We start from the raw sequence: 26,999 nt of genomic DNA, 5'->3' as shown, positions 1-26,999 counted from the left end.
CATGAGCCCCCAAGATAATCATTTCAACTACAAGATCATATTTGCCGCGCTGGTTGCGGTCATTGTGGGGATTCTCATTGCTTTTTACTATAGTTATGCCCAATCTAGGAACCAGATGTCGTTCTTGGAGCAGGAAAAATCACTTCTGGTAAAAGATCTTACCCTCATGAAGGCTGAGGTGGATCGTCTTTCGGGGCTTAATGAAGTGAACGATATTGAACTGCAGACATCAAGGTTTAGGGTGCAACAGCTCTTGGATTCTGTGGGCAGACTCAATTTCAGCATTACCAAACTCAAGGAAACCCGAAAGGAGCTTCGCAAATTGGAGGTACGTTTTGACAGTCTTAAATTGAAGAACAACTTTCTGCGGTACAACAATAGCCTGTTGGCCAGCAAGTATGAGGAGACCCGTAAGCAACTCGAAGATTTAAGGGGAAAGGCCAATTCCATGGAGCAGACCGAATCCTTGCTTAGGGAAACCAATCGGGAGCTTACCCGGGAATTGCGCATTAAAAGCTATCTGAAATTGCAGGATGCCGAGGGAAGCGGGTTCCGATTACGGGCTGGAAGGCCCATAAAGACCAATAAGGCCTCCACCATTGAAAAATTGAGAGGATGTGTTACCATTCTGAGCAATGCTGGCGAGCGAGGTGATGTAAAGGTGCTCTATCTACAATTTTTGGACCCCAACATGGCCGTTGTCGAGGACAATGCCAATACCATATCCGTCAGCGGAAACATCTACAGCAAAAAAGTGGAGATTGTTTACACAGGAAAGGAAATCAGTATTTGTGACGCCATTACCGTCCCCGAAGGTTCCTTGACCGAGGGAATTTATACCCTAAATGTTTTTGAGGACGAAAGATTGCTTGCCTCCACCGAATTTCAGCTAAAATAGCATACTTCTTTTTGGGTAAAATTCTATTTTTGCCCAATGGCAAATCAGGAAGACATTTTTAAGAAGGTTATCTCCCATGCAAAGGAATACGGGTATGTGTTCCAATCCAGTGAGATTTATGATGGACTTAGCGCAGTTTACGATTACGGTCAGAACGGTGCCGAGCTAAAGAAGAATATTCGTGAATATTGGTGGAAGGCCATGGTGCAGCTCAATGAGAACATTGTGGGCATAGATGCCGCCATCTTTATGCACCCCACTACATGGAAGGCCTCTGGCCACGTGGATGCCTTCAACGATCCGTTGATCGACAATAAAGATTCCAAGAAACGATATAGGGCCGATGTTTTGATCGAAGATCATGTGGCCAAAATAGAAGCCAAGATAGAGAAGGAGGTCGCCAAGGCCGCCAAACGTTTTGGGGATAGTTTTGACAAGGAGCAGTTCCTGTCCACCAACCAACGTGTAGTGGACTATCAGGCCAAGGCCGATGCGATTCTAAAGCGTATGGGAAAATCCCTCGAAAATGAAGATCTGGCCGATGTCAAGGCACTTATTGAGGAATTGGAGATTGTTTGCCCACTTTCGGGATCTAAAAACTGGACCGATGTAAAACAGTTCAACCTGATGTTCGGCACCAAGTTGGGAGCTTCCGCCGAGAGTGCCATGGACCTTTATTTGAGACCTGAAACGGCACAGGGTATTTTTGTCAACTTTTTGAACGTGCAAAAAACCGGAAGGATGAAGATTCCGTTTGGGATTGCCCAAACCGGTAAGGCTTTCCGTAATGAGATTGTAGCCCGTCAGTTTATCTTCCGTATGAGGGAATTTGAACAGATGGAAATGCAGTATTTCATCAAACCAGGTACCCAAAAGGAATGGTACGAAGCTTGGAAGGAAAAACGTATGAAATGGCACCTTTCCTTGGGAATGGGCGCTGACAATTACCGTTTCCACGACCATGAAAAGTTGGCCCACTACGCCGATGCGGCCGCCGATATCGAATTCAAGTTCCCATTCGGGTTCAAGGAGTTGGAAGGTATACACTCCCGAACCGACTTTGACTTGGCGAACCACGAGAAATATTCAGGCAAAAAACTACAATATTTCGACCCGGAGGAAAACAAGAGCTATGTGCCCTATGTGTTGGAAACCTCAATAGGGTTGGACCGTATGTTCTTGGCAGTTTTCTCCAACTCATTGCAGGAGGAAGAGCTTGAAAATGGATCTACCCGGACCGTATTGAAGATTCCAGCGGTATTGGCCCCCAACAAAGTGGCTGTTTTGCCATTGCTCAAACGGGATGGTCTACCCGAGGTGGCCCAAAACCTAGTTGATGAGCTAAAATGGGACTTCAATGTGGACTATGATGAAAAAGACGCTGTAGGGCGCCGTTACCGTCGTCAGGATGCTGCGGGGACACCGTTCTGTGTTACTGTGGATCACCAAACTCTGGAAGACGATACCGTGACCATTCGTCATAGGGACACCATGGAGCAAAAACGTGTAAAGCTTTCCGAGGTCAAGGACATCATCTCCAAGGAAGTGGATATGAGGTATTGGTTGCAAAAAATTTAGGCAGCTATTTATAGCTGCCCAATTTTATTATTTATCTGCAAGTTCTTGGAATATAATGCTGACCTGACATTCCAAAAACCTCTATGGAGCCGTTTGGATATTTATAAAACATGGCTGAAATGACGCCATAGGATTTTCGGCCATCTTCCAGAGGATATTCCGTTCTAAATATTGCTGAACATTTGGAGTGGGTATACCTGTTGAAAACATCGTATACTTTGGTCCATGGAGTTTTGTTGCTCACCGTATTGGTAAAGGTTTCTGGCCAACCTTGTGCTTTGGCATACTTTCTTAAAACGGTTAACAGCGTTTTTGTTTCACTGTCATTGTTTATGGCTCCTTTAGGTGGTCCAAAATCTGTGGCGCAAAGTTTGCTCAATCCATCGTCCGTGATGTTGAATGTGATCGGGCCTGTAGTGGCCACAAAAACTTTGTCATCTTCATCGTAATTGGAATCTGCCGAGTGTACATACTTTTTAAGCTCAAATTCATATTTTTTTGAAGGCAGGTTGTTTTTTAATACATACTCCATGAATTTTTCCTCCATGCTATCATCAGTAAGGAGAAAAATAGGTTTCCTCACCGAGGTCCAACTATTTACCTCCTTTTTCTGTTCATCGTAGAAAGGACCCTCTTCATATGTGGCCACCAATTGGCCATCCAAATAGAACTCATTTACGACCCTGACATCATGATTGTTTTTTTTTGGCCCAATATCCCTCAACTTGTAAAATTTCTACGAGAGGTTTTATTTGTTTGTAAAAGGTCCGGGAATATAACTTGTCGCCTATGGTGAATTCGTTTAGGTCAAATGGTCCTTTGTTATCATGAACAAGGTTGTCGGTTTTTGAAAGTACAATCCGTCCCGCCTCTTTTTGCTGCACCTCGCCCAAGTACATGCCATTGCTTTCAGAACCTGGGATTTCAAAATCCAGTACTTCTTTCCTTAATGTATTTTTATCCTTGTTGCCAATAAATATCACACCTGCAAAATCCCCACTGTAATAAAACTCAATAATAATGTTGTCCTCTTGCTTATAGGCAGTTAACTTCAGGCCATTTACGGCATTGATTTTTCCTTCTATTTTTTCTGGCGTAGGGGAGGTGGAGCCTGGATAGCTGATGATACCTTTGTATATCTTTCCTTTAAGTGTCTTAAAACTGATATCCATAGTATTGGCTAGGCCATTGGAGTCAAAATTATCTAAGGTTACTTCTGTAAAATAAGATGAGGAAGTTTGATAGCTTCCAGGTTTGAACGGACTGAGTGAACCTACGAACTCGCTAATAAATTTTTCAGCATTTACTATACGGGTGTTAATGTCACTCATGTCACATTCTGGATAAGATTTGGCGATTTTGTCCCTTTCATCTTTGGCAAGTTTAAGGGTGTATCTTAATCTGTCAGGTTTAAGGGTGGCCTTATCATTGATGGCCTCCTCTACTTTCTGTATTTTTTGATCAATGCTTTTTACGTAGGAAGCTACGGCTTTACAACCATCATTATTTGTTGTTGGGTCTTGGTTTTTACTTTTTTGTGGCATAGTATCTATACTTTTTTGATGAATGTCTGTTTGGGTGTCTGTTTGGGTGTCTGTTTGGGTGTCTGGTTTACTGTCAATGGCCTTTTCGACCTTTTTTTCAGCCTTTTTTTTTAATTTATTGAGCAATTGTGCTTCAATGGATTGTACGGTTCCTAGAGCAAGAACCATGAAAAATGTTACTTTGAGTATTGCTTTCATAACGGTCGTGTTTGGATATAACAAAATCCAATATCCAAACATCTTCCAATGTTATAGTGCTTCAATTGATGGATGCCCTGTTTCAGTTTATGAATACACTGTTTGAGTTCACGACACAAAAAAAAAATCCACTCTTTATGGGAATGGAATGATGCAATCTCTATAAAGGTTTTATAAAGGAAAATTATATGGGTAGGATTACTCCACTCGAATGCCCTTGGTGGTAAATGACAGCCCCTGCTGCCCTGATGTGGAGATCATGACCCCTTCAAAATAGGGTTCGTGTGAGGTGGGTTTTATGCTCCAATCAAACAGGAAATTGGCCCCTGTTCCCCCGGCTGGGTCCTTTTCGTCTATGACGATCTCCACCGTTTCCATGGGTTTTATGTAAATGGGGGCATCAAAATAGGTGCGGATGGCATTGCCGTGGGTGTCAAAATACTCCGCCTTGCGGATGTAAATGGTATCCTTGAGGTTGGTGTTGCGCATGCTTATGGTCGCCGTGAGGTTGTGTGTGCGGTGCTCCGTTTCGCTATAAACTTGGGAATAGACCGAAAGATAACTGCTCCCGTTCACCAAAGAATCACTGGCGGACAGGGCCACGGTACGGGCACTCCAGTTTATGGGGTCCACGGAACTGACCTCTTCCGGCGCCTTTTCGGCACAGGAGAGGACAAGCAAGGACAATAAGATCACGACCAACTTGGGCATACAGAATATTCTAGTTTGACTAAGATACGGAATAGTGAAGGTTAAAAAATTGGTTCTCGATACTTTTCCTTCGGAAAAACTTGAACTGACGGGTTTTCTATGTCACATTGAGCGCAGTCGAAATGTAGACACTGCCAGCCCCCCCTTTTTTTACATCCCATTATTTTTGACCATGTTTATGAGACCCTGAAACAAGTTCAGGGTGACGGTTCTTGTGTTCAATCAAAACCCTCACTGAAAAATTCCTCTAGGGTCATGTCAAAAGCTTGGGCAATTTTAAGAAGGCTGGTGTATTGCATATCTGTACCCGTTTCATAACGACCATATTGGGCACGGGGAATGTCTTTATCAAAGGCGAAATTCTCATAGCTTGAATATCCTTTTTGAAGTCGTAAGGATTTGATACGCTTGGCTAGCTTCTTAAGCTCTTTGGATTTGTCCATAAAGTAAAGAAATCAAGTGTGCTATTAATTAATTACCACTAATTAGTGGCTTTTTATTGGTAATTTTTTTATCTTTAGATATAAATGTCCCAAATATGAACCAAATACAAATGGCCCAGCTCAACGCATGGATCACCGACACCTACGGCAGCCCGGCGATCTTGGCCCACTATCTGGATCTGGCCGTGGAAATGTTGTTTTACTTGGAAAGGGATTCCTTTGAGCAAATGGAGATACAGAACGTGGTCACTGCCTTAAAGGGGATGGAGCGGGTGATACGGTGACCCCAACCAAGCTACTTTTTCAACACCACCGTCTTGCCCTTTTTGGCACTTTGGCGGGCAGCATCCAAGATTTCTATGACCACCATATTGTTCTCCAATGCGGTAAGATCGGAGGGTTGCAGGCTCATTTTGCCCCTTACCACGGCGGCCAGCACGGAAAAAGGGTCGTTGTTGGGTGCAGGGCGCTCCTCCAAGCTCATCTTTTCTTCTTGGTAGCCATCGTATCCCTCGGCCATACGTATGCGAAGGTCGTTTCGGTTATCGGCATAAATGGCCCCGGTAAGGCCGTAGAGCTCCATGTCCTTTCGCCCAATGGGCCAGTTCCACGAAGGTTCCAAAATGGCCTGGCAATCGTCATAGGTAAGGATAATGGTGGCATCATCGTCTACCTTGGGGTTGTTCCCCGGCTGAAACTGTTGGGTCACGGCCGTCACGGTATTGGGCCTTGCCCCTTTTTTGATCCAGGTCATAAGGTTGGCCCCGTAGCAGCCAAAATCCGTAATGGCACCCCCACCGTTAAGGATAGGATCTTGCAACCAATCCAAAAACTCTTTGTTGACCCCTATTTTCACGGGCCCTTTGTGGCCATCGCGCACGATTACTTTTCGTAGATCGCCGATCTTTCCTTTGTCCAACAATTCCTTGGCCTTATGATTGGTAGGGTACCACGTGGTCTCGTAATTGGTAAGCAGGTGGATGTTGTGCTTTTGGGCCAATGCCTTCATTTTTTTGGCATGGTCCAAGCTCACGGCAAGGGGTTTTTCCACCATCACATGGATGCCCTTGGGCGCACAGGTCTCTACCACACTCAGATGTTCAAAAATGGACCCGAAAGCGGTAACGGCCTCGGGTTGGGTGGCCGCAATCATTTCTTCCAGCGTATTGTACACCAGATCCATGGAAAAACCATGTTGTTTTGCATAGCGTTGGGCCAGTTCCCGGTTGGGTTCGGCGATGCCCACAAGTTCAATATCACCCAGATCTTCACGGCCCAAGATCCAATGCACGTGGGCATGGGAGAGTCCGGCCACCCCGATCCGCACCGGTTTTTCTTGGGCGAAGATGGGAACAGCGTTCAAAACAAGACACAATAACAAAAGAAATCCGGAACGTAACATAAGGCAATAAAAAAGGGTTCAGCCTTAAAAATAAGAACTAATCCGGTAGCTTTTCCAATAAAGTGGCTGTGCTTACTACTTCGGCGAACTCGTCCTTAAGGACGGCCAAGTTGGTCTGGTGGATGGTTTCGGCGGAATACCGTTTTCCGTCCGCCCCAATTTTGTCAAAGGCAGCGGTGGCATCGGCAATCAAAGTAACATTGAAGCCCAAATTGGCGGCCATCCGTACCGAAGTGGACACGCAATGCTCCGTGGTAAGCCCTACAATGACCAAATCTAAAATGTTCTGGGCCTTGAGGAGGGATTCAAGCTCGGTGCCGATAAAGGCGCTGTTCACATTTTTTTGGATGATAGGCTCCCCTTCCATGGGTGTCACCAAGGGATGGAGGGCATGCCCCTTTTTGGAAGGGTGCAAGGGCGAATCCGGGTTTATGGAACAATGCTGTACATGGAAAATGGGCCAATTTTTCCTTCGGAAGGCATCCAGGATGTTTTGGGCATTGCTTTCTGCCTCGGGATTGTTGCGCTCGGTGCCGTAAAATTCAATTTCCTGAAGTCCTGTTTGTATATCGATCAAGAGCAAGGCTGTCATACCCAAAAGTTTTAGGGTGAAATTACGGATAAGTAGCCTATTTATGAGGCAATTCTTTTCCTCAATGGGGATATTGATAAATTCAATTTTAAGGAGCCAACCACAATGGCTATTTTTAAGGAAAATTTAAAGATGAAGATAGTTTCGTACAACGTGAACGGTATTAGGGCGGCCATGAGCAAGGGTTTTGTGGATTGGCTCAAGACCGCAAACCCGGATGTGGTGTGCCTGCAGGAGACCAAGGCCATGGAAGAGCAGGTGGAGACATCGCTCCTGGAGGAAGCCGGATACCCCTTCCACTATTGGTATAGTGCCCAAAAGAAAGGCTATAGTGGGGTGGCCTTGCTTTGCAAGAAGGAGCCGGACCATGTGGAGTACGGAACGGGCATTGATTATATGGACCATGAAGGTCGCAACCTCAGGGTAGATTATGGCGATGTTTCCATTATGAGCATGTATTTGCCTTCCGGGACCAATATGGATCGTTTGGATTTTAAATTGACCTATATGGCTGATTTTCAAAAATATGCGGACCAACTTCGAAAAGAACGTCCCAATTTGGTGGTTTGTGGGGATTACAATATCTGTCATGAGGCCATCGATATCCATGATCCCATACGCAACAAGAACGTATCCGGGTTCCTGCCCGTGGAGCGCGAATGGATCGGCAATTTTATCAAGAGTGGTTTTATAGACAGTTTCCGGCATTTCAACAAGGAACCGGACAATTATACATGGTGGAGCTACCGTGCCAACGCGAGGGCCAATAATAAAGGTTGGCGCTTGGATTATGGTATGGTGAACGAATCGTTGGCAGACCGTTTAAAACGTTCGGTGATTTTGGCCGATGCCAAGCACAGCGATCATTGCCCCATTCTATTGGAGTTGGAAACATAACAATTCCCTTAAAAGCTTAAAACACGGATTACGTACCTTAGACCTTTAAATAATTAGTTTGATGAAATACACGAGAATTCCACATACCGATATTCGTATCAGTAAGATTTGTTTGGGGACCATGACCTGGGGAAGACAAAACGATGAAGACGAAGCCCATGAACAAATGGATTATGCCCTGGACCAAGGGGTCAATTTTTTTGATACGGCCGAGATGTATCCTGTTCCGCCCAAAAAGGAACTGTATGCCGTGACCGAGGAACTTATTGGAAATTGGTTCAAGAAAACCGGGAACCGTGATAAGGTGGTGTTGGCCACCAAGATTGCCGGCCCGGGGTATGCAGCGAAAGAAATCAGGGATACCGGTTTTAGTAGAGATTCCATCATAGGAGCCGTGGAAGGAAGCTTAAAGCGATTGCAAACGGATCATATTGATCTGTACCAATTGCACTGGCCGGAACGGAACACCAATTTTTTTGGGCAGCGTGGGTTTAATGCCCATGCCATTGATGGTTGGGAGGACAATATCCATCAGGTATTGGAAACCCTTCGCGATTTGAAGGCGGAAGGAAAAATAAGACACGTTGGTATCTCCAACGAGACCCCTTGGGGCACCATGCGGTATTTGGAAGAGAGCAAAGTGCACCAAAGCTTGCCCCGTATGCTTACCATCCAGAATCCATACAGTTTGCTGAACCGATTGTTTGAGGTTGGACTTTCCGAAATTTCCATGCGGGAACAAATAGGGCTTTTGGCCTATTCGCCCATGGCATTTGGAGTATTGAGCGGTAAGTATCTAGGGGATGTGCCCCCCAGAAAGGCTAGGGTGACCCTTTTTCCCCAATACGACCGATATAGCAGCCCTTCTGCGGTTGAGGCAACCAAAAAATATGCCGAGTTGGCCAAGGAACACAATTTGAACATGGCACAAATGGCCTTGGCGTTCGTGAATTCAAGACCTTTTGTAACGAGCAATATCATTGGGGCCACCACCATGGAACAACTCAAGGAAAATATTGAAAGTATAGAGGTGAACCTTTCGGATGAGGTATTGAAGGGGATTGATGAGATTCACAATTCCATTCCCAACCCTTCACCATAAAATCAACCGAACAAAGAGCTGACAATATCCTCGATCTTGGATACTTTATGTATTTGGATCGAGGTATTTTTTAGCCCAATTTTATTGCTTTTGGAGACAAAAATGGTTGAGAAACCTAATTTTTCGGCCTCCAAAATTCGCTGGTCCACCCGCTGTACGGGTCTAATTTCGCCGGCCAGGCCTACTTCAGCTGCAAAGCAGATGCCTTTTTCAATGGGAATATCGGCATTGCTGGATAAAATGGCGGCCAACACGGCCAAGTCAATGGCGGGATCATCCACTGAAATCCCCCCGGTAATGTTCAAAAACACATCTTTGGCGGCCAGTTTAAATCCAGCCCGTTTTTCCAATACGGCCAAGAGCATGTTCAGGCGTTTGGCGTTGAATCCGGTGGCGGAGCGTTGAGGTGTTCCATAAACGGCTGTGCTTACCAAGGCTTGGATTTCTATGAGTAGGGGTCGCATACCCTCCACGGTAGCGGCGATGGCCGTTCCGCTGAGGTCTTCGTCATTTTTGGAAATGAGCACTTCCGATGGGTTGTTCACTTCGCGCAAACCGCTGCCCTGCATTTCATAAATGCCCAGCTCCGCGGTAGAGCCAAAACGGTTCTTGAGTGAACGGAGTATACGATATACATAGTTTCGATCTCCTTCAAACTGTAGGACCGTGTCCACCATATGTTCCAAGATTTTGGGTCCTGCAATGGTGCCATCTTTAGTGATGTGTCCCACCAAAATGACAGGGGTATGGCTTTCCTTGGCAAATTTAATGAGTTCCGCGGTACACTCCCGGATTTGTGAAATGCTTCCTGCGGCTGATTCTATATAGTCGGTATGTAGGGTTTGGATGGAGTCGATGACCACTAGATCCGGTTCCAACGAAGCAATTTGCTGGAAGATGTTCTGGGTCTTGGTTTCGGTGAGGATATAGCAGTTTTCACTGTTGGGTTGGATACGGTCTGCCCGCATTTTGATCTGCCGTTGACTTTCCTCCCCGGAAACATAAAGGGTTTTAAAGGGGAGTTTCAAGGCAATCTGGAGCAAAAGTGTGCTTTTTCCAATACCGGGTTCACCACCCAACAAGGTCAAGGAACCTGGGACCAGACCTCCGCCCAACACCCGGTTGAATTCTTGGTCCTTGGTATCCAAGCGAAGCTCGCTTTCATGGGTAATCTCAGAAACACGAAGGGGTTTGTTGGCCTTTTTGTCCGAAACATTGCTGGTTTTCCAGCTTCTTTTGTCCTCTTTTTGGACCACCTCTTCCACAATGGTGTTCCATTCCTTACAGGCGGAACATTGTCCTACCCATTTTGCATATTGGGTGCCACAGTTTTGGCAAAAAAAAGCAGTTTTGGTCTTGGCCATTCCAACTAAATGAGGGGCCTAAAGATAGGGATTTAGATGGATGGGTTTATTGGATTGTTGGAATTATGGATTTTTGGACAACTGGATTTTTGGATGGATGGCGTCCATCAATCTAATAATCCAACAATCTACAAATCTAATACCCAAAGTCGGCCTTGAGGGCATCGATTTTTTCGAGGGCCATATCCTTGGTCAAAAAGTCGATTTCCTCCATTTGGAACGCCTTTTCAAAGGTCTTGAAGGCTTTTTTGGGTTCACCGAGCTCTTCGTAATATTCGCCCTCAAAGTAGAAACCCATCATGGTTTCCGGATATTGCTTTTTGCAAAGTTCGGCCAAGGGTTTCAAGGATTCAATATCCTCCTTTTTTCGGCAGGCCGCATAAATGGCCATAATGTCGTTGAGCTCCACTGGTTTTTCAAAACCGAACAATTGCTCGATCATGGTGTATCGGTCCTCAAGATACGTAAAGACAGGATCCGTGGATGTAAGTATTTCCGTCTTGTATTCCTTAGGACTGATGGGGCGGAATATTTTAAAGACATTGTCAAACGCTTTCCCAATACCATACGGAATGATGGAGACATGGTCGGCATTGTCATATTCATCAAAGAAATAGTGCAGGGATTCCTTGGTAATGGAATTGATGCTGTGGTTCATTTGCAGGATACGCTGTCTGTCGTCCGAAGCTTCTTTCTCCACAATGACATTATAAAAAATCACTTGGTCCAAGGCGGATAGCCGTTCAGGGACTCGGTTTTCCATTTCGGGGGCCAATACGGGTGAAATGCTTATATAGGAATTGAAAAGCGAACGATCCTTGAAAAGGAAATAATTCCCAAAATTGGCAGTGATGTCATAGCCAATGAACATTTTAAAGGGGGCAATTTTGTATGTGGTCGCCAAATAAGGTATGATCTCGGTGCCCAAAAATTCGTAGAACATCTTTCCTTTTTCCGATGGTAGACCTGAGACTTCGTCATAGTCACAGTCTTCCCAACGGATGTCATTTTCCCCTTGGCCAATACCTACTACAATGGCCTGCGGCATGCGTCCCAATCGGCTTTGGAACTTTACATTGGATACCACTAGGTCGAACAGGTATTCGGCATCCAACACTACTATCAAGGGATACTTTTTGTCTTCGGTATAATCTTCGGGAAAATAATAGGAGACGTTTCTTCTTTCCTGTAGTTTGAAGGATTCGAAAATCTCGTGTTTTACCTGAGCGCCAAGGTTCAGGCAAACGAGGCCTATCAACACAAATAGTAGACGGTTTTTCATGAAAAACGAATTTGGTGGCTGGGGTTTACCGATTCCTATTCAATAACGGTAATACAATAAAGGATATTGTACCAAAAGCCACCACCATGAGGGTCTGTGCGATCCACATGATCCACCCAAAGGCATCGCCCGATACGGAGCTGATTCCATAAATGCCCAAAGCCGCACTTACGGCAATGGGATATAGGCCAATTCCACCATTGGTTGTGGACATGGCAAAGGCGCCACCCACAAAAGCCACCAACAATTGTCCCAAGCTTAGGGACATGGTCTCTTCAACGGTGTGTTTTATGACCCAGAACATGCCAAAATAGGCTGCCCAAATAAAAAGGGTGTGAAAGATGAACGGCCACTTGTTCTTCATTTTGAAGACACTGAGTACCCCGTCCTGTAGCCCGTTGAGAAACCCCTTCAGCTTTATGGCAAAAGGAGATTTGGATTTGCGTATGATGTAGGTTCCCACGAACAATCCCACGATTCCCACCAATAAAATTCCTGCGGCGCCAATAATATTGACCCCCTTTTCTTCCAAAAAGCCCAAGATAAAATTGGTCTGAAGCACCAAAGTGATCAAGATGATGAGCAATAGCATCAGTAAATCGATTACCCGTTCGGTGACAATGGTGCCAAATCCTTTTTCAAAAGGGACTTTCTCGTAGGTAGTCAATGCAGTGGCCCTAAGAAATTCCCCTGATCTGGGAATGCCCAAGTTGGCGAAATAGGAAATGAGCACGATCAAAACACTATTGATGAACTTTGGGTTGTATCCCATGGGTTGCAGTAGATACTTCCACCGGATAGCTCTTGAAATATGGCTGAGAATTCCAATAAGAACCGAAATGAAAACCCAAAAAGGATTGGCATTGGAGATATAATGAATGATTTGCTTACGCTCTTCCGGTGAAGTGGAATTATAGGAATACCAAACCAAAAAGAGCCCAAAGGCAATGGGAACAAAAATCTTAAGGAATTTTTTCAGGGAGGTGCCCAAAACTAGTTCAGTAGATTGGTGGCTTCATTGGGGAAGACCAATGCTGGATTGAAGGATTTTGCTTCCTCAATATCCATCCATGCATAGGTGATCAAAATCAACACGTCACCTACAGCTACTTTTCTGGCCGCGGCGCCGTTTAGGGTCAGTTCCCCTGAGTTTCTTGGTCCAGGGATGGCATAGGTTTCCAATCGCTCGCCATTATTGTTGTTCACAATCTGGACTTTTTCACCTCGAATGATATTTGCGGCATCCATAAGATCTTCATCAATGGTGATGCTGCCAATATAATTGAGATCGGCCCCGGTTACTTTTACCCTGTGAATTTTAGACTTTACAACTTGTACTTGCATGGTGCAAATGTATCAATTCAATCTTAGATTATCTATTAGGCGAACATCATCGGCATAAACGGCTATGAACGCCCTATATTTTTTGTTTTCCTGTTTTTTTAGGATGGGTGTCAGGGTGTCTTCGTCCGCTATTTGAAAATACTCCAGTTCAAACAGGGGATTTTTTTTAAACTCATCCTTTACCCAGCCCGCAATACTTGATGCACTTTCCGTGCCAAATTTGGATTTGGCAGTTTGGAGGGTTTCATAAATGAAACTGGCTTCTTTTCTAGTCGGTTTTGACAGGCGTTCATTACGGGAGCTCATGGCCAGACCGTGGGGTTCACGCTCTATGGGACAGCCAATGATCTGAAAGGGCAATTTTCTCAATTCCACCATTTTGCGAATGATCTGCAATTGCTGAAAATCCTTTTCCCCAAAATAAGCCTTGTCCGGGGAGACCGTTCTTAAAAAGGTTTCCACAATGGTACCCACGCCATTGAAATGACCTTCCCTGAATTCACCTTCCATGACCTTGTCCAAGCCATCAAATTCATAGTGCTTGGATGCTATATTGGAGCCATAGATTTCATCAACCGAAGGAACAAATACAATGATTTTTTCCGAAACATCCTTTAAGATGCTTATATCCTGGTCAAGATTTCTGGGATACTTGTCAAGATCGTCTTTTTTGTCAAATTGGGTTGGATTTACAAAGATGCTCACCACCACCAAATCGTTCTCCAAAAGTGCCTTTTTAACCAAGGAAATATGGCCTTGGTGCAGGGCGCCCATAGTGGGTACCAGACCAACGGTGTGGTTTTTGTCGCGTTCTTCCTGTAAAAAGGAAATCAGTTCTTTTTTGCGGTCAAATAGGTGCATCACATGGATCAAAAGCGTGCAAAAATACTATAAATACTGGTAATCAGCATAATTTTTGTACTTTTGCAGCTACGTTTTTCGGATAAACAAAAGAAAGTGTTTATGAATGGCAAAAAGATATTGTTCGTATCTTCTGAATTAGTTCCTTACCTCCCAGAGAATCCAGTTTCCTCAATGTCGTACGAAGCGCCCCGCATGGTCAACAGCAATGGCGGGCAAATACGCATTTTTATGCCGAGATATGGAAACATCAACGAGAGAAGGCATCAATTGCATGAGGTGATACGCTTATCTGGGATGAATCTGGTGATCAATGATATGGATATGCCCTTGATCATTAAAGTGGCATCCATTCCAAGGGAGCGGATACAGGTATATTTTATCGACAACGAAGAATACTTTAAAAGAAAGGCGACTTTCACGGATGCTGATGGAAATTTGTTCCCGGACAACGATGAGCGGGCCATCTTTTTTGCCAAAGGCGTTGTGGAAACCGTTAAAAAATTAAACTGGAGCCCGGATATTATCCACGTGCACGGTTGGATGGCCTCTATGGTTCCATTGTACCTCAGGGAGTACTACGCAGATGAACCTTTATTTGCGGACAGTAAAATAATAACCTCCATTTATAACAAAGGATTTGAAGGGGAGTTGGACAGCGAAATGATCAACAAAGTTGCCTTTGATGGTATAGACAAAGAAACCGTTTCTGCCTTGGCCAAACCCGACTATAATAATTTGTTAAAGGTTGCCGTAGATCATTCCGATGCCATTATTTTAGCCGCGGAAGAGGTGTCTGAGGAGATAAAAGACCACATTGCCAATCTTTCCAAACCCGTATTGCCCTACGTTTCGCTTCAGGAAGCGGAGGAAGCATACACAAATTTCTATAAAACAGAAGTTTTAAAATAAATTGCATGAGATTTTCCAAGATCGTAAAAGTTTCAGCTTGGGTTGGAACTTTGTTTCTGCTGATTGCTTCTTGTGAAGACGAACTGGACACCATAGGTGAAGGTGTTGTTGGTGGGGAGCCCTTTACAACGGGCAGGAAGACCTATGAGGTTTTTGCTTTCAATAAAAGTATCACAGCGGTGCAGACCAATAGGTTGCCGCTGTACCAGTTGGGAACCTTTAATGATCCCGTATATGGAAAAAGAAATGCCAGCATTCTTTCGCAGCTATCTTTGCCCAACAGAGTTGGTGATCCAGTTTTTGGGGATTCGTCCCAAGCCACTGAAGACACTGCCGATTCTGATAGCAGTGCTTCCACTGTTCCCGAGGAAGAAACCGTAAAAGAGGTATATCTGAACATCCCGTTCCAGATTCCGCCTTCATCTACAAAGGATTCTGATGCAGATGGGGTAGATGATGAATTTGATGCAGATCCTGACGATCCAACTTCCGACACAGATGGAGATGGTGTCACAGACGTTGCCGAAACCAATATCGGCTCCAATCCCCTTGACCCCAATGAAGATGGAACGGCAGATGATTTTATACCCAATGTCTTCAGCAGGACTTTTGATTTGGATAGTATTTATGGGGACAGGGACGCAAGTTTTGAGATTTCGGTATACCGATCCAATTATTTTTTAAGGGATTTGGATCCCAATACCGGTTTTCAAGAGGCCCAGGAGTATTTTTCCAATCAGGATTTTTCCAGTTTTATAGGGGAAGAACTGACCATGGCAGATAACAAGACCATAACCATTGATAATAAAGAGGTGCTCATTTTTGCCGAAGATGATCCGGATACTGAGGATGTGGATGAGTCCAAAACAGTGGTTGCCTCGCGACGCCCCCCCGGCATACGCGTGCCGCTCAATCCGACCTTTTTCCAAGAGAACATATTGGATAAAGAAGGACAGTCCGAACTCTTGAGCCAATCCAACTTCAATGACTTTTTAAGGGGCATATATATTACGGGTACGGGAATGGATGAACTCATGTTCCTTTTGGACCTTACCGAAGCCAATATTACCATAACCTACGAATATCAGGATTATGACAGTGAAGCTGAAGAAGTGGTCCCTGCGGAAAGGGATTTTGTATTGGGTTTATTATTGAGCAGCAACGGGATAACACTGGGCAATGCGGTCAATGTTTTTCAGGATGAGGAACTTACGCCGGAAATTGCTGGGGCACTTGACAATGGTGAAAACGCTTCAAGGATCTATGTGAAAGGAGCAAAGACCCTTACCGAAATACGACTTTTTGATGATGTTGTAAATGGTGGGGCGAGCGTCATTAACGAAATCAAGGCAAATAATTGGATTATCAACGAAGCCAATCTGGTCTTTTATGTAGATAGAGAAACATTGGGAGACGATGCAGTGGAACCACCAAGATTGTATTTGTACAATGCGGAGACCAAACAGCCCATATTGGACCCCAATACGGAGAGGAACGCCATTAATGTAGTGGATGCCAACAGTGCTCCATTGGGATTGTTCCTTAATTACGACGGAATCCTCAAAAAGGAGAACAGCAAGGGAGTACAGTATACAGTTAGGATAACCGAACATTTAAATGATATCATCGTCAGGGATTCCACCAATGCCGTTTTGGCCTTGACCACAACCTCGAATATATTCTTCACTGGAATACAAGAGGGAATAGGAGAAGGCGGGCAAGCAATAGAGGTTCCTATCAGGGCGAGTATAAGCCCCTTGGGAACAGTGCTTTATGGAAGCAACGTAGCGGATTCCGATAGCGATAAAAGGTTAAAATTGGAGATTTTCTACACCGAGGCCAATTAAAAACAACTTCTTGTGGCTTATTTTGGGTCGTTCATCGGTTTACCGATGTCGTTTTGTCTATTTTTAGGCAATAGATTATAATTTTATGGGCCTAAACCCAAAATGATCATTAACCCAAAAAGAATCTTATGTGTGGAATAGTTGGATATATAGGCCATAGAGATGCCTATCCTGTATTGATAAAAGGTCTGCAAAGACTTGAATATAGAGGGTACGATAGTGCCGGTGTAGTGCTTTTCGACGGTGAAAACCTAAGTCTTTCCAAAACCAAAGGAAAGGTTGAAGACCTTAAGAACAGAACGGAAGCCACCATTCCAACAAAAGGAAAATTGGGATTGGGCCATACAAGGTGGGCCACCCACGGTGTTCCAAACGATGTAAACTCCCATCCCCATTGTTCAAATTCCGGAGATTTAGTGATTATCCATAACGGAATCATTGAAAACTACGAATCCATAAAAACAGCACTTACCAAAAGGGGTTACACTTTTTCATCGGATACTGATACCGAAGTGTTGGTAAACCTAATAGAGGAGGTTAAGAAGAAAGAAGGGGTAAAGCTTGGAAAAGCAGTGCAGATAGCTTTGAATCAAGTGGTGGGAGCTTATGCCATTGCCGTATTTGATCGGACAAAGCCCGATGAAATCGTTGTGGCCAAACTGGGAAGCCCCTTGGCAATCGGAATCGGGGAAAATGAATACTTCATTGCATCTGATGCCTCTCCATTTATAGAGTTTACCAATAACGCAGTGTATTTGGAGGATGAAGAAATGGCAATTGTACGTATCGGAAAGGAAATCAAGATGCGGAAAATCAAAGACGATGCCATTGCCTATCCCAATATCCTTGAACTTCAATTGAATCTTGAAGAGATTGAAAAAGGCGGGTACGAGCATTTCATGCTTAAGGAAATTTATGAACAGCCTAGAGCCATTATGGATACCTATAGAGGTAGATTATTGGCGGATAAGGGTATTATAAAGATGGCAGGAATTGACCAGAATCTGGAAAAATTCCTCAATGCCAATAGAATCATTATAGTGGCCTGTGGAACTTCGTGGCATGCCGGTCTGGTGGCCGAGTATATTTTTGAGGATATGGCCCGTATTCCTGTTGAGGTAGAATACGCTTCGGAGTTTAGGTATAGAAACCCTGTAATTACTGACAAGGACGTATTGATAGCCATTTCCCAATCCGGGGAAACGGCTGATACCTTAGCCGCGATTAAATTGGCCAAGGAAAAAGGAGCTTTTGTCTTTGGAGTCTGTAATGTGGTAGGTTCATCCATTGCAAGGGAAACCCATGCAGGGGCCTATACCCATGCGGGACCGGAAATCGGGGTGGCCTCAACAAAGGCATTTACTACCCAAATTACGGTTTTGACCCTATTGGCCATGAGATTGGCCCAAGAAAAAGGAACATTCTCGCAATCCAAGTTCCATGAGTACCTTACGGAGTTGGAATCCGTTCCTGCCAAGGTAGAGAAAACCCTGAAATCCAATGCCTTGGTAAAGGAGATTTCGGAAATTTATAAAGACTCGGCCAATTGTTTGTACTTGGGAAGAGGTTATAATTTTCCAGTGGCCTTGGAAGGTGCATTAAAGCTAAAGGAAATCAGTTATATCCATGCAGAAGGATATCCGGCGGCCGAAATGAAACACGGACCTATTGCCCTCATTGATGAGCAAATGCCCGTAGTGGTCATTGCCACCAAAAAAGGCCATTACGAAAAAGTGGTCAGTAACATTCAGGAAATCAAGTCAAGAAAAGGAAGAATTATTGCCATTGTTACCGAGGGGGACAAAAGTGTGAAGCAATTGGCCGACCACGTTATTGAGATTCCAGAAACGTCTGAAAGTCTTTCTCCGTTGTTGACTACCATACCATTACAATTGCTCTCCTATCATATTGCGGTAATGCGGGGATGTAATGTGGACCAACCCAGAAACTTGGCAAAATCGGTTACCGTAGAGTAACTTTCCAAATTCATAATTTACTATTAAAGGGCGCCGTAATTGGCGCCTTTTTTATGAAATACGTAGTCTTTCGAGGTGTTTTTTGATAAATAAGTATTATGCATGCATAATTTTTTTCATATTTGTGGAATGCAAATAAAAAAAAATGTATCTTCCACATTACATTATTTAATATGCACTTAAAACTTATCTAACTCTAATTCAAAACCAATGAGAAGACTATTCAGTATTTCCCTCATGCTCTTTGGAATTGTCACATACGCGCAGACAACGGTCCAAGGAAAGGTGGTTGATGAAAATAATGAGCCTATCCCAGGAGCCAATGTGGTGTTGATGGGAAAGGCGGAAGGAACCACTACCGATTTTGATGGAAACTTTACTTTTAATACATCAGAAGAGCCCCCGTTCAGACTTCGGGTCAGTAGTATTGGTTTTTCTGAATTTATAGCCAATGTTACGGCCAATAACCAAACACTTTCAATTGTATTGGGGGAGGTTTCTACCCTTTTGGACGAGATAGTGGTCTCGGCTTCCCGTACCCCGGAGCGGATTTTTGAATCCCCGGTTTCCGTGGAGCGATTTGGTTTGAAGGAAATAAAGAATACAACGGCAGAGTCTTTCTATGGCGGATTACAAAATTTGAAAGGAGTGGACATCAATACCAATAGTTTGACCTTTCAATCCATAAATACCAGAGGGTTTGCCACGTTTGCCAACAATAGGTTCCTCCAGCTGGTGGATGGAATGGACAACACTGCACCGGGCCTAAACTTTGTATTGGGGAACTTGGTCGGGATGTCCGAATTGGATGTGCAAAGCGTGGAAATCTTGCCAGGAGCCTCTTCAGCCTTGTACGGGGCAGGGGCTTTTAATGGTATCCTGTTCATGAGGAGTAAAAATCCATTTGACTTTCAAGGAATCAGTGCCTATGCTAAAGGAGGGGTCACAGTACAAGATGCCGCTGGCAGTAACTTTTATAAGGACTTTGGTATTAGGGCGGCCCATGCCTTTAGTGATAAAGTGGCCGTTAAGGCAAATCTTTCCGTTTTGACAGGTGAGGATTGGCATGCCAATCGAACCATAGATTTGAATAACCCCGGAGCAGATCGTTCCAATCCGGCTTATGATGGTTTGAATGTTTATGGAGACGAGGTCTCAACCACCTTGAACTTTGATGCCGCCGCAGGCTTGCCTACAGGGACTGTTGGTTCTGCCTTGATTTCCCGAACAGGCTATGATGAAGCGGATTTGGCCAATTACAATGCGGAAAGTGTGAAGGCGGATTTTGCATTCCATTATAGACCTTTCGGTAACGACCTAGAGGTTATTTTGAACAGCAGGATTGGGCGTGGCACCACTATTTATCAAGGAGCTAACCGTTATGCTGTTGCAGGATTTACCATGCAACAACATCGTTTGGAAATAAAGAACGATAACTTCTTCCTAAGGGGTTATATCGTTTCCGAAAATTCAGGGGATGCGTATGATACCCGTTTCGCCGCAATCAACGTGAATAGGTCATGGAAATCAGATACGCAATGGTTCACGGATTATGCCACCGCATACATCCCCACCTATCTGGGAGGAATACAACAGGGCGGACTTACGCCTGAGCAGTCTTCCGCCCAAGCACATATTGCTGGCCGTCAAGCGGCCGATCAAGGAAGGTTGATTCCGGGAACTCCTGCTTTTGAAAATGCATTCAATAAAGTAATTAATGATGGGGATTTGAGCACGGGTGCCAAGTTTGTGGACGAAACCAAATTCCGTCACGTGAACGGAAACTATAATTTGGCCCATTTGATAGATGATTGGGCCGACCTTCAAATTGGAGGCTCGTTCCGGGAATATGAATTGAACTCCAACGGGACCATTTTTACAGATATTGATGGACCAATTACCTATAATGAATATGGGGCTTACTTGCAGCTGCAGAAGAAGTTTATGGATGAACGTCTAAAGTTCACAGGTTCTGCACGCTATGATAAAAACGAATTTTTTGACGGTTTCCTTTCGCCAAGAATCTCATTGGCTTATACGGCAGGTGAAAACAGAAACCACAATTTTAGGGTGTCGGTACAACAAGGTTTCAGAAACCCGACTACACAGGATTTGTTCATTGGACTGAATGCCGGTCGTGCCATCTTGGTAGGTTCAGCTCCAGCTAACCTGGACAGGGATGTGAGAACATTCGATGTAAGTCAAGCCGCTCAAGATAATCTTGGGATGCCTGCCACAGTGGAAATTGTGGGTCGTGCTGCCTATGAAAATGCCTATTCTACCGCTTCCCTACAAGCTGGGGCGCCCGAAGCCGTCAACACACCTTTGGTGCAGCCCGAGGAAATTACCGCGTATGAAGCAGGGTATAGGGCCCAAATTGGGAAGTTCACCATTGATTTGAGTGGGTACTACAACAAGTACAAAAACTTCTTGGCCAATACTACTACAGCCGTTCCGTTCTATGGTGAAGCCGGGGATGGAGGATTGTCCTTGTTGGCGCTTCAAAATGGAGACTATCAAGTGTATCAAACCTATACCAACTCCGATCAGGATATTAACTCCTACGGGGCAACGGTAGGAGTAGACACCAAACTGGGTAACTTTGATCTAGGGGTAAACTATACCTTTGCCGAATTGGATATTGATGAAGGGAAGTTCCCGGATCTTAGAACAAACTTCAACACTCCAAAACATAAGGTGAAGGCATCTTTTGGAAACCAAGAGCTTTTCACAAATTTTGGATTTAATGTGAACTACAGGTGGAGCGACAGCTATTTCTGGGAAGCATCTTTCGCGGATGGCGACATTCCTTCCTTTACAGTATTGGATGCGCAGTTGAACTACGCCGTTCCAAGTATAAAATCCATTTTCAAGGTTGGAGGCTCCAATATATTGGGAGATGAGTACTTTACCGCTGTGGGTACAGGAAACATTGGTTCCATCTACTATGTTTCATGGACCATCAATCCATAGAGCATTACCAAAAAAAATATTCAAGGGCGCTGATTTTTTCAGTGCCTTTTTTATTGTTAAAAAAGAAGATTTTTAGTTTCTGATTACAAAGGGAAAAGTATATCTTTGCAGCCGGAAAAAAAACGGTTTTTTCCTCGTATTCAATTAAAAATAAACACAGTAATGTCTAAAGTTACAGGTAAGGTTGCCCAGATTATTGGCCCGGTCATTGATGTTGAGTTTGAGTCGGGAACTGAGATTCCCAAGATTTATGATTCCCTTGAAATTGCCAAAGCGGATGGTTCCAAATTGGTATTGGAGGTACAATCCCACATTGGTGAGAATACCGTAAGGACCATTTCCATGGACTCTACCGATGGTTTGAGTAGAGGTGTTGAAGTAGTGGCCACGGGTGCTCCAATTCAAATGCCGATCGGAGAAGATGTGTACGGTCGCCTATTCAACGTGATCGGTGATGCCATTGACGGTATGGAAAACCTTCCTAAAGCTGGAGACAATGGATTGCCCATTCACAGGGAAGCGCCAAAATTTGAGGACCTTTCCACTTCAACAGAAGTACTTTTTACTGGGATCAAGGTAATCGATTTGATCGAGCCTTATGCCAAAGGTGGTAAAATTGGATTGTTCGGAGGTGCGGGTGTTGGAAAAACCGTATTGATCCAAGAGTTGATCAACAACATTGCAAAAGGTCACGGTGGACTTTCCGTGTTTGCTGGTGTTGGGGAACGTACCCGTGAAGGAAACGACTTGCTTCGTGAGATGTTGGAGTCGGGAATTATAAAATATGGTGATGCTTTCTTGCATTCTATGGAAGAAGGCGGATGGGACTTGTCCAAAGTGGACAAGAAGGCCATGAAAGAATCCAAGGCAACCTTTGTGTTCGGTCAGATGAACGAACCTCCCGGTGCCCGTGCCCGTGTGGCCCTATCTGGATTGACCATTGCCGAGTATTTCCGTGATGGTGCCGGAGACGGACAAGGGAAGGATGTATTGTTCTTTGTGGATAATATTTTCCGTTTCACCCAAGCTGGTTCTGAGGTATCCGCACTTTTGGGTCGTATGCCATCTGCGGTAGGTTACCAACCTACATTGGCTACCGAAATGGGTGCCATGCAGGAAAGGATTACATCAACCAAAAGAGGCTCCATTACTTCTGTACAGGCGGTTTACGTTCCTGCGGATGACTTGACGGATCCTGCTCCTGCAACAACATTTGCCCACTTGGATGCAACTACCGTACTTTCCCGTAAAATTGCGGAATTGGGTATCTACCCTGCTGTGGATCCTTTGGATTCTACTTCTAGGATTTTGACTCCGGATATTTTGGGTAAAGAACACTACGGATGTGCGCAACGTGTAAAAGAGTTGTTGCAACGATATAAAGAACTTCAGGATATTATTGCCATCTTGGGTATGGAAGAGCTTTCTGAAGAAGATAAATTGGCCGTAGGTAGAGCAAGACGTGTACAACGTTTCTTGTCACAGCCTTTCCACGTAGCGGAGCAGTTTACTGGTATCCCTGGGGTATTGGTAGACATTAAGGATACCATTAAAGGATTTAACATGATCATGGACGGTGAATTGGATCACTTGCCAGAATCTGCCTTCAACCTTAAAGGTACCATCGAAGAAGCTATCGAGGCCGGAGAAAAAATGTTGGCGGAAGCGTAATGTCATTCCTGCGAAAGCAGGAATCTCATTATTAATTGAGTCAAATTGAAAAAGATTCCTGCTTTCGCAGGAATGACAATAGAAAATATGTATTTAGAAATAGTATCACCCGAAGCGACTTTATTCTCAGGCGATGTAACCTCGGTTACGGTACCTGGTGTAAATGGAGAGTTTCAAATGTTGGAAAATCACGCCCCGATTGTTTCTTTGTTGCAAGCTGGAAACGTCAGGGTAAAAGGGGACATCAAAATTGATGAAGCTTTTAAGGATAAATTTTCCGCAGGGAAAAACGGCGAAACTGTACTGTCCATTACCAGTGGAACAATAGAGATGAAAGACAACAAAATAATTGTCTTGGCCGATTAACAAACAAATTCACGAAAAAAAAAGCCGCCCAATTGGGCGGCTTTTTTTTATTTTAGAATTTAGATGAAAACGGAAGGGGTTATTATTTCTGAGGGAAATAGATCAATCTTACAATTGATTTTGGCATCTTTTTTCTTTACCATTGGCATAGTCCTATTGCTATTGTATTTTTTTGGAATTAATCTTTTTGACCTTGACAATAACTATAAAAAGTGGATTGTCGGAAATTTTGAAATAGGGGTGTTCGCTCTGGTGTAAGGAATTATTTTTTCTATGGTGAAGAGTGTTCATTTCGATTTAAAGTCTAAAAAATATAAGATGGAATATTCTGTCGGGCCAATACACATAGGCAGATGGAAAAAGTTGCCGGAAGTCAAATATGTTTCTGTATTTAAGCAGCCAAAAACCAACGGTGAATTTACATATGATGTTAATCTTTGGTATGCTAATAATAGGCATTTCAACGTTTATGAGAATTCTTTTATGGAACCCTCATATAATATGGGACTTCATATAGCAAAGTCGCTAAGAGTTGACCTTTTGGACGCAACAGACCCATATGATAAAAAATGGGTCGAAACCAAACCCCAGTAAATTATTCCATTAGTATTATTCTCCATTTCTGTCCATTGCTCATATGACTTTTTAAATTCTTAAAGCCAATCGCTAAATGGGCCTGTAATGAACGCTGATTTTTTTCATCAACTTCGGTAATAATGGTGTCAAAACCTTCGGGAAGCTTATTTTTCATGGTAAGGTATAGATTTCTAAAAATACCTTTTCCCCTATGGCTCTTGGAAACGCAGATTTGCCCCATGACCATATAGTTGCTTTTGCCTGCCACTGCCTTGTTGATTTCAACAAACATGGGTTGTAAAACTTCAATGGAGTCGGCAAATTTGGGATGCATGCAAAGGGCATATCCAATGACCTCACCATCTTCCAAAGCAATGATGTGCCCACATTCCTCATTCATGGCCTGTAGGATCTCCATGGAATGTTCCACGGTGAGAAAGCCTTCGTTTTCCAGCTCGTCCGTGGTTAGGCTTTTGGCCAAGTTTTTTTGCTGAAGGGAAAGGATCTGTTCCAGTTCTTGTGTGGAACTTGCCTGTTTATAGTAAATCATCTATTCCTGTTTTAACCAACTTTTCCGCTGTTGAAGCATTGGGGTTGATGGAGTTTGCTCCTTGTCCTCCATAAGATGGATGGAATAATCGGGACTCGGGCGTAAGATCAACGAGGCAGTTTTTGGCACACCATAACGGCTAAAGCTCACTTTTAAGGAATCTCCTATATTGAATTGCTTCAGGTAATCCAAAAAGTCTTGATCTTCGGAAAAAGAAGTGCCATTGATGTTAAGGATTACATCGCCATTGTCCAATCCGGCAAGGTAGGCAGGGCTGCCCATAATGGGATTTCTCAATATTTTATACCCTGAATTATCAGGATTCATGGACGTATAGGCCCCAAAATAAGGTTCTGTTTTAGGCTGTTGCAGATTCACCCCAACAGAGTTCAGCAAAGAAACATAATCGGGCATCCCACTTGCATAGATATAGGTATTGAAGAAATCATCCCCAAACTTTTCCCCCGCAAATGCGTTGAGGGCATCATGAAGGTTTTCTAGGGTATAGGGAACTTCAGGTTTTCCGTATTGTTGCCAAACGAACTTCATAAAATCATCGAGGGTAAGACCATTTTCACGCAAAGAAAGGTCCAGGGCCAAACCTAGGACACTGCCATAGGAATAGTAAGAGATAAAGGTATTGTCCCTGTTCACGGGATCTACCGAAGTGGCTGCATCAACAAAGGGAGCTTGATAGCTCATCTCAATAGGGTTGAAAAACTGCCGTGCCGGAGAATTCCATACATAATTAAAGGTACCGGTAATGCCCTCCACATATTCTTTTGGGGATATCAGGCCCGCCCTGCACAAGATAAGATTGGTATAATAACTGGTAAAGCCTTCAGCGAACCAAAGCGCACCACTCATATCGGCAGCTTCAAAATCAAAAGGTTCCAAGGACTTTGGACGGATACGTTCCACGTTCCACGCATGGAAAAACTCGTGGGACACCGTACCGATGTTGCGCTCCATTCCTCCATTGGCCAAACTACGGGTGCTGGTTACAATGGTAGAATTTCGGTGTTCCATACCATCCCCGGAAGCATTGGGAATGTAACAGGCCAAAAAGGTATAGGTGCCATGATCAAATTTGGGAAGCTCACCAAAAACATCCTTTTCCGCCAAGACCACCTTTTTTACTTTTTCAAAATAGGTGTCGGCCTCCGCTTCGGTTCCATTGTGATGAAGGGCTAGCTGAATGGTCTTGCCATCAACCTCAAAAGACCGAAGCATAAAGTCACTGATCTCGGTAGGACTGTCCATAAAATAGTAAAGGTTGGGCGCAGAATAGGTGGTACCAGAAACCAGGGGTAATTGGGTGGCCACTTTCCAGTTTAGATCCTCTCGGACATCAAAGGTTACTTCAATGTTGCGTTCGCTGAGGGAAGGAGCATACATAAAGGTAGCGGGAATGTTCAAATGGGCATGGGTCTCATCAATTTGGGAATAGGTCCCATCACCGCGATTGGCAAACAAGGTATACTGAACCTGAATAGAGCCATCATGACCGGTAACTTGCCATTCATAAGGATTGGGCCGATGAACCGATAATGCGTTTCCCTTACTGTCAAAAGCCTTAAATCCATAGACATTCTTGGCGAATTCGTGCAAGGCATATCGCCCTGGAGAAGTACGGCTCATCCGAAAGGAAATGGTATCTCCCTCCAAATCAGGAAAAGTTGCATTTATGGATGCCTCGTGGTGTACGGCATTCCCAAACGAAATAGTATAGGAATTGGTCTGTGCCATGGACCACAAACCGGAAAGTATTGCAAAAAAGGAGAGAACAAGTTTCATTTTCAATAGGTTTATGACGCCCTAAGATAGGGCTTAAAAACAGGAAGAACTACATTTGTGTTATGGAGAAATTTTTCGGCAGCTATTTTAAAATATCGACTATTTTAACAAGAAA

The 26,999-nt window shown here is 44.1% G+C and carries 25 protein-coding genes; 12 read left to right on the top strand and 13 right to left on the bottom strand.

Translation table 11 applies throughout. The features are described from left to right. Position 1 precedes the first annotated feature (1 nt). Together DN53_RS06995 and DN53_RS06990 are read left to right on the top strand one after the other, a co-directional pair. Positions 2-898, top strand: a complete 897-nt coding sequence (locus tag DN53_RS06995) for a coiled-coil domain-containing protein (protein ID WP_129653676.1) — start codon at positions 2-4, stop codon at positions 896-898. A 36-nt stretch (positions 899-934) separates the two neighbouring features. After that, a complete protein-coding gene (locus DN53_RS06990; protein ID WP_129653675.1) occupies positions 935-2,476 on the top strand; it encodes a glycine--tRNA ligase in 1,542 nt (513 codons plus the stop codon). Positions 2,477-2,507: 31 nt separating this feature from the next. Here the strand turns inward: DN53_RS06990 and DN53_RS06985 are convergent, their stop codons facing one another. The 4 genes from DN53_RS06985 to DN53_RS06970 form a co-directional block, all read right to left on the bottom strand. Beyond that, entirely contained in the window at positions 2,508-3,200 is a 693-nt protein-coding gene (locus DN53_RS06985) for a hypothetical protein (protein WP_129653674.1), read from the bottom strand. Beyond that, positions 3,166-4,260: a hypothetical protein gene (locus DN53_RS06980; RefSeq protein WP_129653673.1), complete on the bottom strand. Its 1,095-nt coding sequence runs from the start codon at positions 4,258-4,260 to the stop codon at positions 3,166-3,168. The genes DN53_RS06985 and DN53_RS06980 overlap by 35 nt, the downstream gene beginning before the upstream one ends. A 156-nt stretch (positions 4,261-4,416) precedes the next feature. Then, positions 4,417-4,929 (bottom strand): DUF3124 domain-containing protein, encoded by a 513-nt coding sequence (locus DN53_RS06975; RefSeq protein WP_129653672.1) that lies wholly within the window; start codon positions 4,927-4,929, stop codon positions 4,417-4,419. Between the two features lie 218 nt (positions 4,930-5,147). Then, positions 5,148-5,372: a helix-turn-helix domain-containing protein gene (locus tag DN53_RS06970; protein WP_129653671.1), complete on the bottom strand. Its 225-nt coding sequence runs from the start codon at positions 5,370-5,372 to the stop codon at positions 5,148-5,150. 95 nt (positions 5,373-5,467) lie between these two features. Between DN53_RS06970 and DN53_RS06965 the strand changes: the two genes are divergently transcribed. Then, complete coding sequence (locus DN53_RS06965; protein WP_129653670.1) at positions 5,468-5,656, top strand: hypothetical protein; 189 nt, start codon at positions 5,468-5,470, stop codon at positions 5,654-5,656. Positions 5,657-5,667: 11 nt separating this feature from the next. On the opposite strand, the gene DN53_RS06960 is transcribed toward DN53_RS06965, so the two are convergent. Both DN53_RS06960 and DN53_RS06955 read right to left on the bottom strand, forming a co-directional pair. After that, positions 5,668-6,774 (bottom strand): Gfo/Idh/MocA family protein, encoded by a 1,107-nt coding sequence (locus DN53_RS06960; protein WP_129653669.1) that lies wholly within the window; start codon positions 6,772-6,774, stop codon positions 5,668-5,670. A gap of 37 nt (positions 6,775-6,811) precedes the next feature. Continuing rightward, positions 6,812-7,366 carry a cysteine hydrolase family protein gene (locus DN53_RS06955; RefSeq protein ID WP_129653668.1) on the bottom strand — a complete coding sequence of 185 codons (555 nt, stop codon included), beginning with the start codon at positions 7,364-7,366 and terminating at the stop codon, positions 6,812-6,814. A gap of 132 nt (positions 7,367-7,498) precedes the next feature. On the opposite strand from DN53_RS06955, the gene DN53_RS06950 reads away from it, so the two are divergent. Together DN53_RS06950 and DN53_RS06945 are read left to right on the top strand one after the other, a co-directional pair. Further along, entirely contained in the window at positions 7,499-8,263 is a 765-nt protein-coding gene (locus DN53_RS06950; RefSeq protein WP_129653667.1) for an exodeoxyribonuclease III, read from the top strand. 61 nt (positions 8,264-8,324) lie between these two features. After that, positions 8,325-9,365 (top strand): NADP(H)-dependent aldo-keto reductase, encoded by a 1,041-nt coding sequence (locus DN53_RS06945; protein ID WP_129653666.1) that lies wholly within the window; start codon positions 8,325-8,327, stop codon positions 9,363-9,365. A gap of 2 nt (positions 9,366-9,367) precedes the next feature. On the opposite strand, the gene radA is transcribed toward DN53_RS06945, so the two are convergent. From radA to panC, 5 genes are all read right to left on the bottom strand, one after another. Continuing rightward, on the bottom strand, positions 9,368-10,729 hold the full coding sequence (gene radA / locus DN53_RS06940; protein WP_129653665.1) for a DNA repair protein RadA: 1,362 nt from the start codon (positions 10,727-10,729) through the stop codon (positions 9,368-9,370). 136 nt (positions 10,730-10,865) lie between these two features. Beyond that, positions 10,866-12,011, bottom strand: coding sequence for an alpha/beta hydrolase (locus DN53_RS06935; protein ID WP_129653664.1), 1,146 nt, complete (start codon positions 12,009-12,011; stop codon positions 10,866-10,868). Between the two features lie 25 nt (positions 12,012-12,036). Beyond that, positions 12,037-13,002, bottom strand: a complete 966-nt coding sequence (locus tag DN53_RS06930) for a lysylphosphatidylglycerol synthase transmembrane domain-containing protein (RefSeq protein ID WP_129653663.1) — start codon at positions 13,000-13,002, stop codon at positions 12,037-12,039. 2 nt (positions 13,003-13,004) lie between these two features. Then, positions 13,005-13,355, bottom strand: coding sequence for an aspartate 1-decarboxylase (panD, locus tag DN53_RS06925; RefSeq protein ID WP_129653662.1), 351 nt, complete (start codon positions 13,353-13,355; stop codon positions 13,005-13,007). A 12-nt stretch (positions 13,356-13,367) separates the two neighbouring features. After that, positions 13,368-14,216, bottom strand: a complete 849-nt coding sequence (gene panC / locus DN53_RS06920) for a pantoate--beta-alanine ligase (protein WP_129653661.1) — start codon at positions 14,214-14,216, stop codon at positions 13,368-13,370. 102 nt (positions 14,217-14,318) lie between these two features. On the opposite strand from panC, the gene DN53_RS06915 reads away from it, so the two are divergent. The 7 genes from DN53_RS06915 (at position 14,319) to DN53_RS06885 (ending at position 24,555) form a co-directional block, all read left to right on the top strand. Beyond that, positions 14,319-15,128 (top strand): glycogen/starch synthase, encoded by an 810-nt coding sequence (locus tag DN53_RS06915; RefSeq protein WP_129653660.1) that lies wholly within the window; start codon positions 14,319-14,321, stop codon positions 15,126-15,128. Between the two features lie 5 nt (positions 15,129-15,133). Next, positions 15,134-16,975, top strand: coding sequence for a DUF4270 domain-containing protein (locus DN53_RS06910; RefSeq protein WP_129653659.1), 1,842 nt, complete (start codon positions 15,134-15,136; stop codon positions 16,973-16,975). A 128-nt stretch (positions 16,976-17,103) separates the two neighbouring features. Next, the gene (glmS, locus tag DN53_RS06905) at positions 17,104-18,951 is read left to right on the top strand and encodes a glutamine--fructose-6-phosphate transaminase (isomerizing) (protein ID WP_129653658.1); all 1,848 of its coding nucleotides are present in this window, start codon (positions 17,104-17,106) and stop codon (positions 18,949-18,951) included. Positions 18,952-19,161: 210 nt separating this feature from the next. After that, on the top strand, positions 19,162-21,924 hold the full coding sequence (locus tag DN53_RS06900; protein ID WP_129653657.1) for a TonB-dependent receptor: 2,763 nt from the start codon (positions 19,162-19,164) through the stop codon (positions 21,922-21,924). Positions 21,925-22,086: 162 nt separating this feature from the next. After that, on the top strand, positions 22,087-23,595 hold the full coding sequence (gene atpD / locus DN53_RS06895) for a F0F1 ATP synthase subunit beta (protein WP_129653656.1): 1,509 nt from the start codon (positions 22,087-22,089) through the stop codon (positions 23,593-23,595). An 87-nt stretch (positions 23,596-23,682) separates the two neighbouring features. After that, a complete protein-coding gene (locus tag DN53_RS06890) occupies positions 23,683-23,961 on the top strand; it encodes a F0F1 ATP synthase subunit delta/epsilon (protein ID WP_129654045.1) in 279 nt (92 codons plus the stop codon). A 318-nt stretch (positions 23,962-24,279) separates the two neighbouring features. Continuing rightward, on the top strand, positions 24,280-24,555 hold the full coding sequence (locus DN53_RS06885) for a hypothetical protein (protein ID WP_129653655.1): 276 nt from the start codon (positions 24,280-24,282) through the stop codon (positions 24,553-24,555). Position 24,556: 1 nt separating this feature from the next. Here DN53_RS06885 and DN53_RS06880 read toward each other — a convergent pair whose 3' ends face one another. Next, a complete protein-coding gene (locus DN53_RS06880) occupies positions 24,557-25,087 on the bottom strand; it encodes a GNAT family N-acetyltransferase (RefSeq protein WP_129653654.1) in 531 nt (176 codons plus the stop codon). Next, a complete protein-coding gene (locus DN53_RS06875; protein ID WP_129653653.1) occupies positions 25,088-26,884 on the bottom strand; it encodes a M61 family metallopeptidase in 1,797 nt (598 codons plus the stop codon). Positions 26,885-26,999 lie beyond the last annotated feature (115 nt).

Origin of the sequence: Flagellimonas olearia (assembly GCF_004150225.1) — a bacterium.
Classification (GTDB): Bacteria; Bacteroidota; Bacteroidia; order Flavobacteriales; family Flavobacteriaceae; genus Flagellimonas; species Flagellimonas olearia.
Note: the sequence above shows the minus strand (reverse complement) of the source record. Positions and strands in the feature narration are given on the sequence as shown.

Excerpts from the sequence above, each read along its gene's own strand:
- DN53_RS06995 (WP_129653676.1), top strand. The coding sequence starts at position 2 with ATGAGCCCCCAAGATAATCATTTCAACTACAAGATCATATTTGCCGCG.
- DN53_RS06990 (WP_129653675.1), top strand. The coding sequence starts at position 935 with ATGGCAAATCAGGAAGACATTTTTAAGAAGGTTATCTCCCATGCAAAG.
- DN53_RS06980 (WP_129653673.1), bottom strand. The coding sequence starts at position 4,260 with ATGTTTGGATATTGGATTTTGTTATATCCAAACACGACCGTTATGAAA.
- DN53_RS06975 (WP_129653672.1), bottom strand. The coding sequence starts at position 4,929 with ATGCCCAAGTTGGTCGTGATCTTATTGTCCTTGCTTGTCCTCTCCTGT.
- DN53_RS06970 (WP_129653671.1), bottom strand. The coding sequence starts at position 5,372 with ATGGACAAATCCAAAGAGCTTAAGAAGCTAGCCAAGCGTATCAAATCC.
- DN53_RS06965 (WP_129653670.1), top strand. The coding sequence starts at position 5,468 with ATGAACCAAATACAAATGGCCCAGCTCAACGCATGGATCACCGACACC.
- DN53_RS06960 (WP_129653669.1), bottom strand. The coding sequence starts at position 6,774 with ATGTTACGTTCCGGATTTCTTTTGTTATTGTGTCTTGTTTTGAACGCT.
- DN53_RS06955 (WP_129653668.1), bottom strand. The coding sequence starts at position 7,366 with ATGACAGCCTTGCTCTTGATCGATATACAAACAGGACTTCAGGAAATT.
- DN53_RS06950 (WP_129653667.1), top strand. The coding sequence starts at position 7,499 with ATGAAGATAGTTTCGTACAACGTGAACGGTATTAGGGCGGCCATGAGC.
- DN53_RS06945 (WP_129653666.1), top strand. The coding sequence starts at position 8,325 with ATGAAATACACGAGAATTCCACATACCGATATTCGTATCAGTAAGATT.
- radA (WP_129653665.1), bottom strand. The coding sequence starts at position 10,729 with ATGGCCAAGACCAAAACTGCTTTTTTTTGCCAAAACTGTGGCACCCAA.
- DN53_RS06935 (WP_129653664.1), bottom strand. The coding sequence starts at position 12,011 with ATGAAAAACCGTCTACTATTTGTGTTGATAGGCCTCGTTTGCCTGAAC.
- panD (WP_129653662.1), bottom strand. The coding sequence starts at position 13,355 with ATGCAAGTACAAGTTGTAAAGTCTAAAATTCACAGGGTAAAAGTAACC.
- panC (WP_129653661.1), bottom strand. The coding sequence starts at position 14,216 with ATGCACCTATTTGACCGCAAAAAAGAACTGATTTCCTTTTTACAGGAA.
- DN53_RS06915 (WP_129653660.1), top strand. The coding sequence starts at position 14,319 with ATGAATGGCAAAAAGATATTGTTCGTATCTTCTGAATTAGTTCCTTAC.
- DN53_RS06910 (WP_129653659.1), top strand. The coding sequence starts at position 15,134 with ATGAGATTTTCCAAGATCGTAAAAGTTTCAGCTTGGGTTGGAACTTTG.
- glmS (WP_129653658.1), top strand. The coding sequence starts at position 17,104 with ATGTGTGGAATAGTTGGATATATAGGCCATAGAGATGCCTATCCTGTA.
- DN53_RS06900 (WP_129653657.1), top strand. The coding sequence starts at position 19,162 with ATGAGAAGACTATTCAGTATTTCCCTCATGCTCTTTGGAATTGTCACA.
- atpD (WP_129653656.1), top strand. The coding sequence starts at position 22,087 with ATGTCTAAAGTTACAGGTAAGGTTGCCCAGATTATTGGCCCGGTCATT.
- DN53_RS06890 (WP_129654045.1), top strand. The coding sequence starts at position 23,683 with ATGTATTTAGAAATAGTATCACCCGAAGCGACTTTATTCTCAGGCGAT.
- DN53_RS06885 (WP_129653655.1), top strand. The coding sequence starts at position 24,280 with ATGGAATATTCTGTCGGGCCAATACACATAGGCAGATGGAAAAAGTTG.
- DN53_RS06880 (WP_129653654.1), bottom strand. The coding sequence starts at position 25,087 with ATGATTTACTATAAACAGGCAAGTTCCACACAAGAACTGGAACAGATC.
- DN53_RS06875 (WP_129653653.1), bottom strand. The coding sequence starts at position 26,884 with ATGAAACTTGTTCTCTCCTTTTTTGCAATACTTTCCGGTTTGTGGTCC.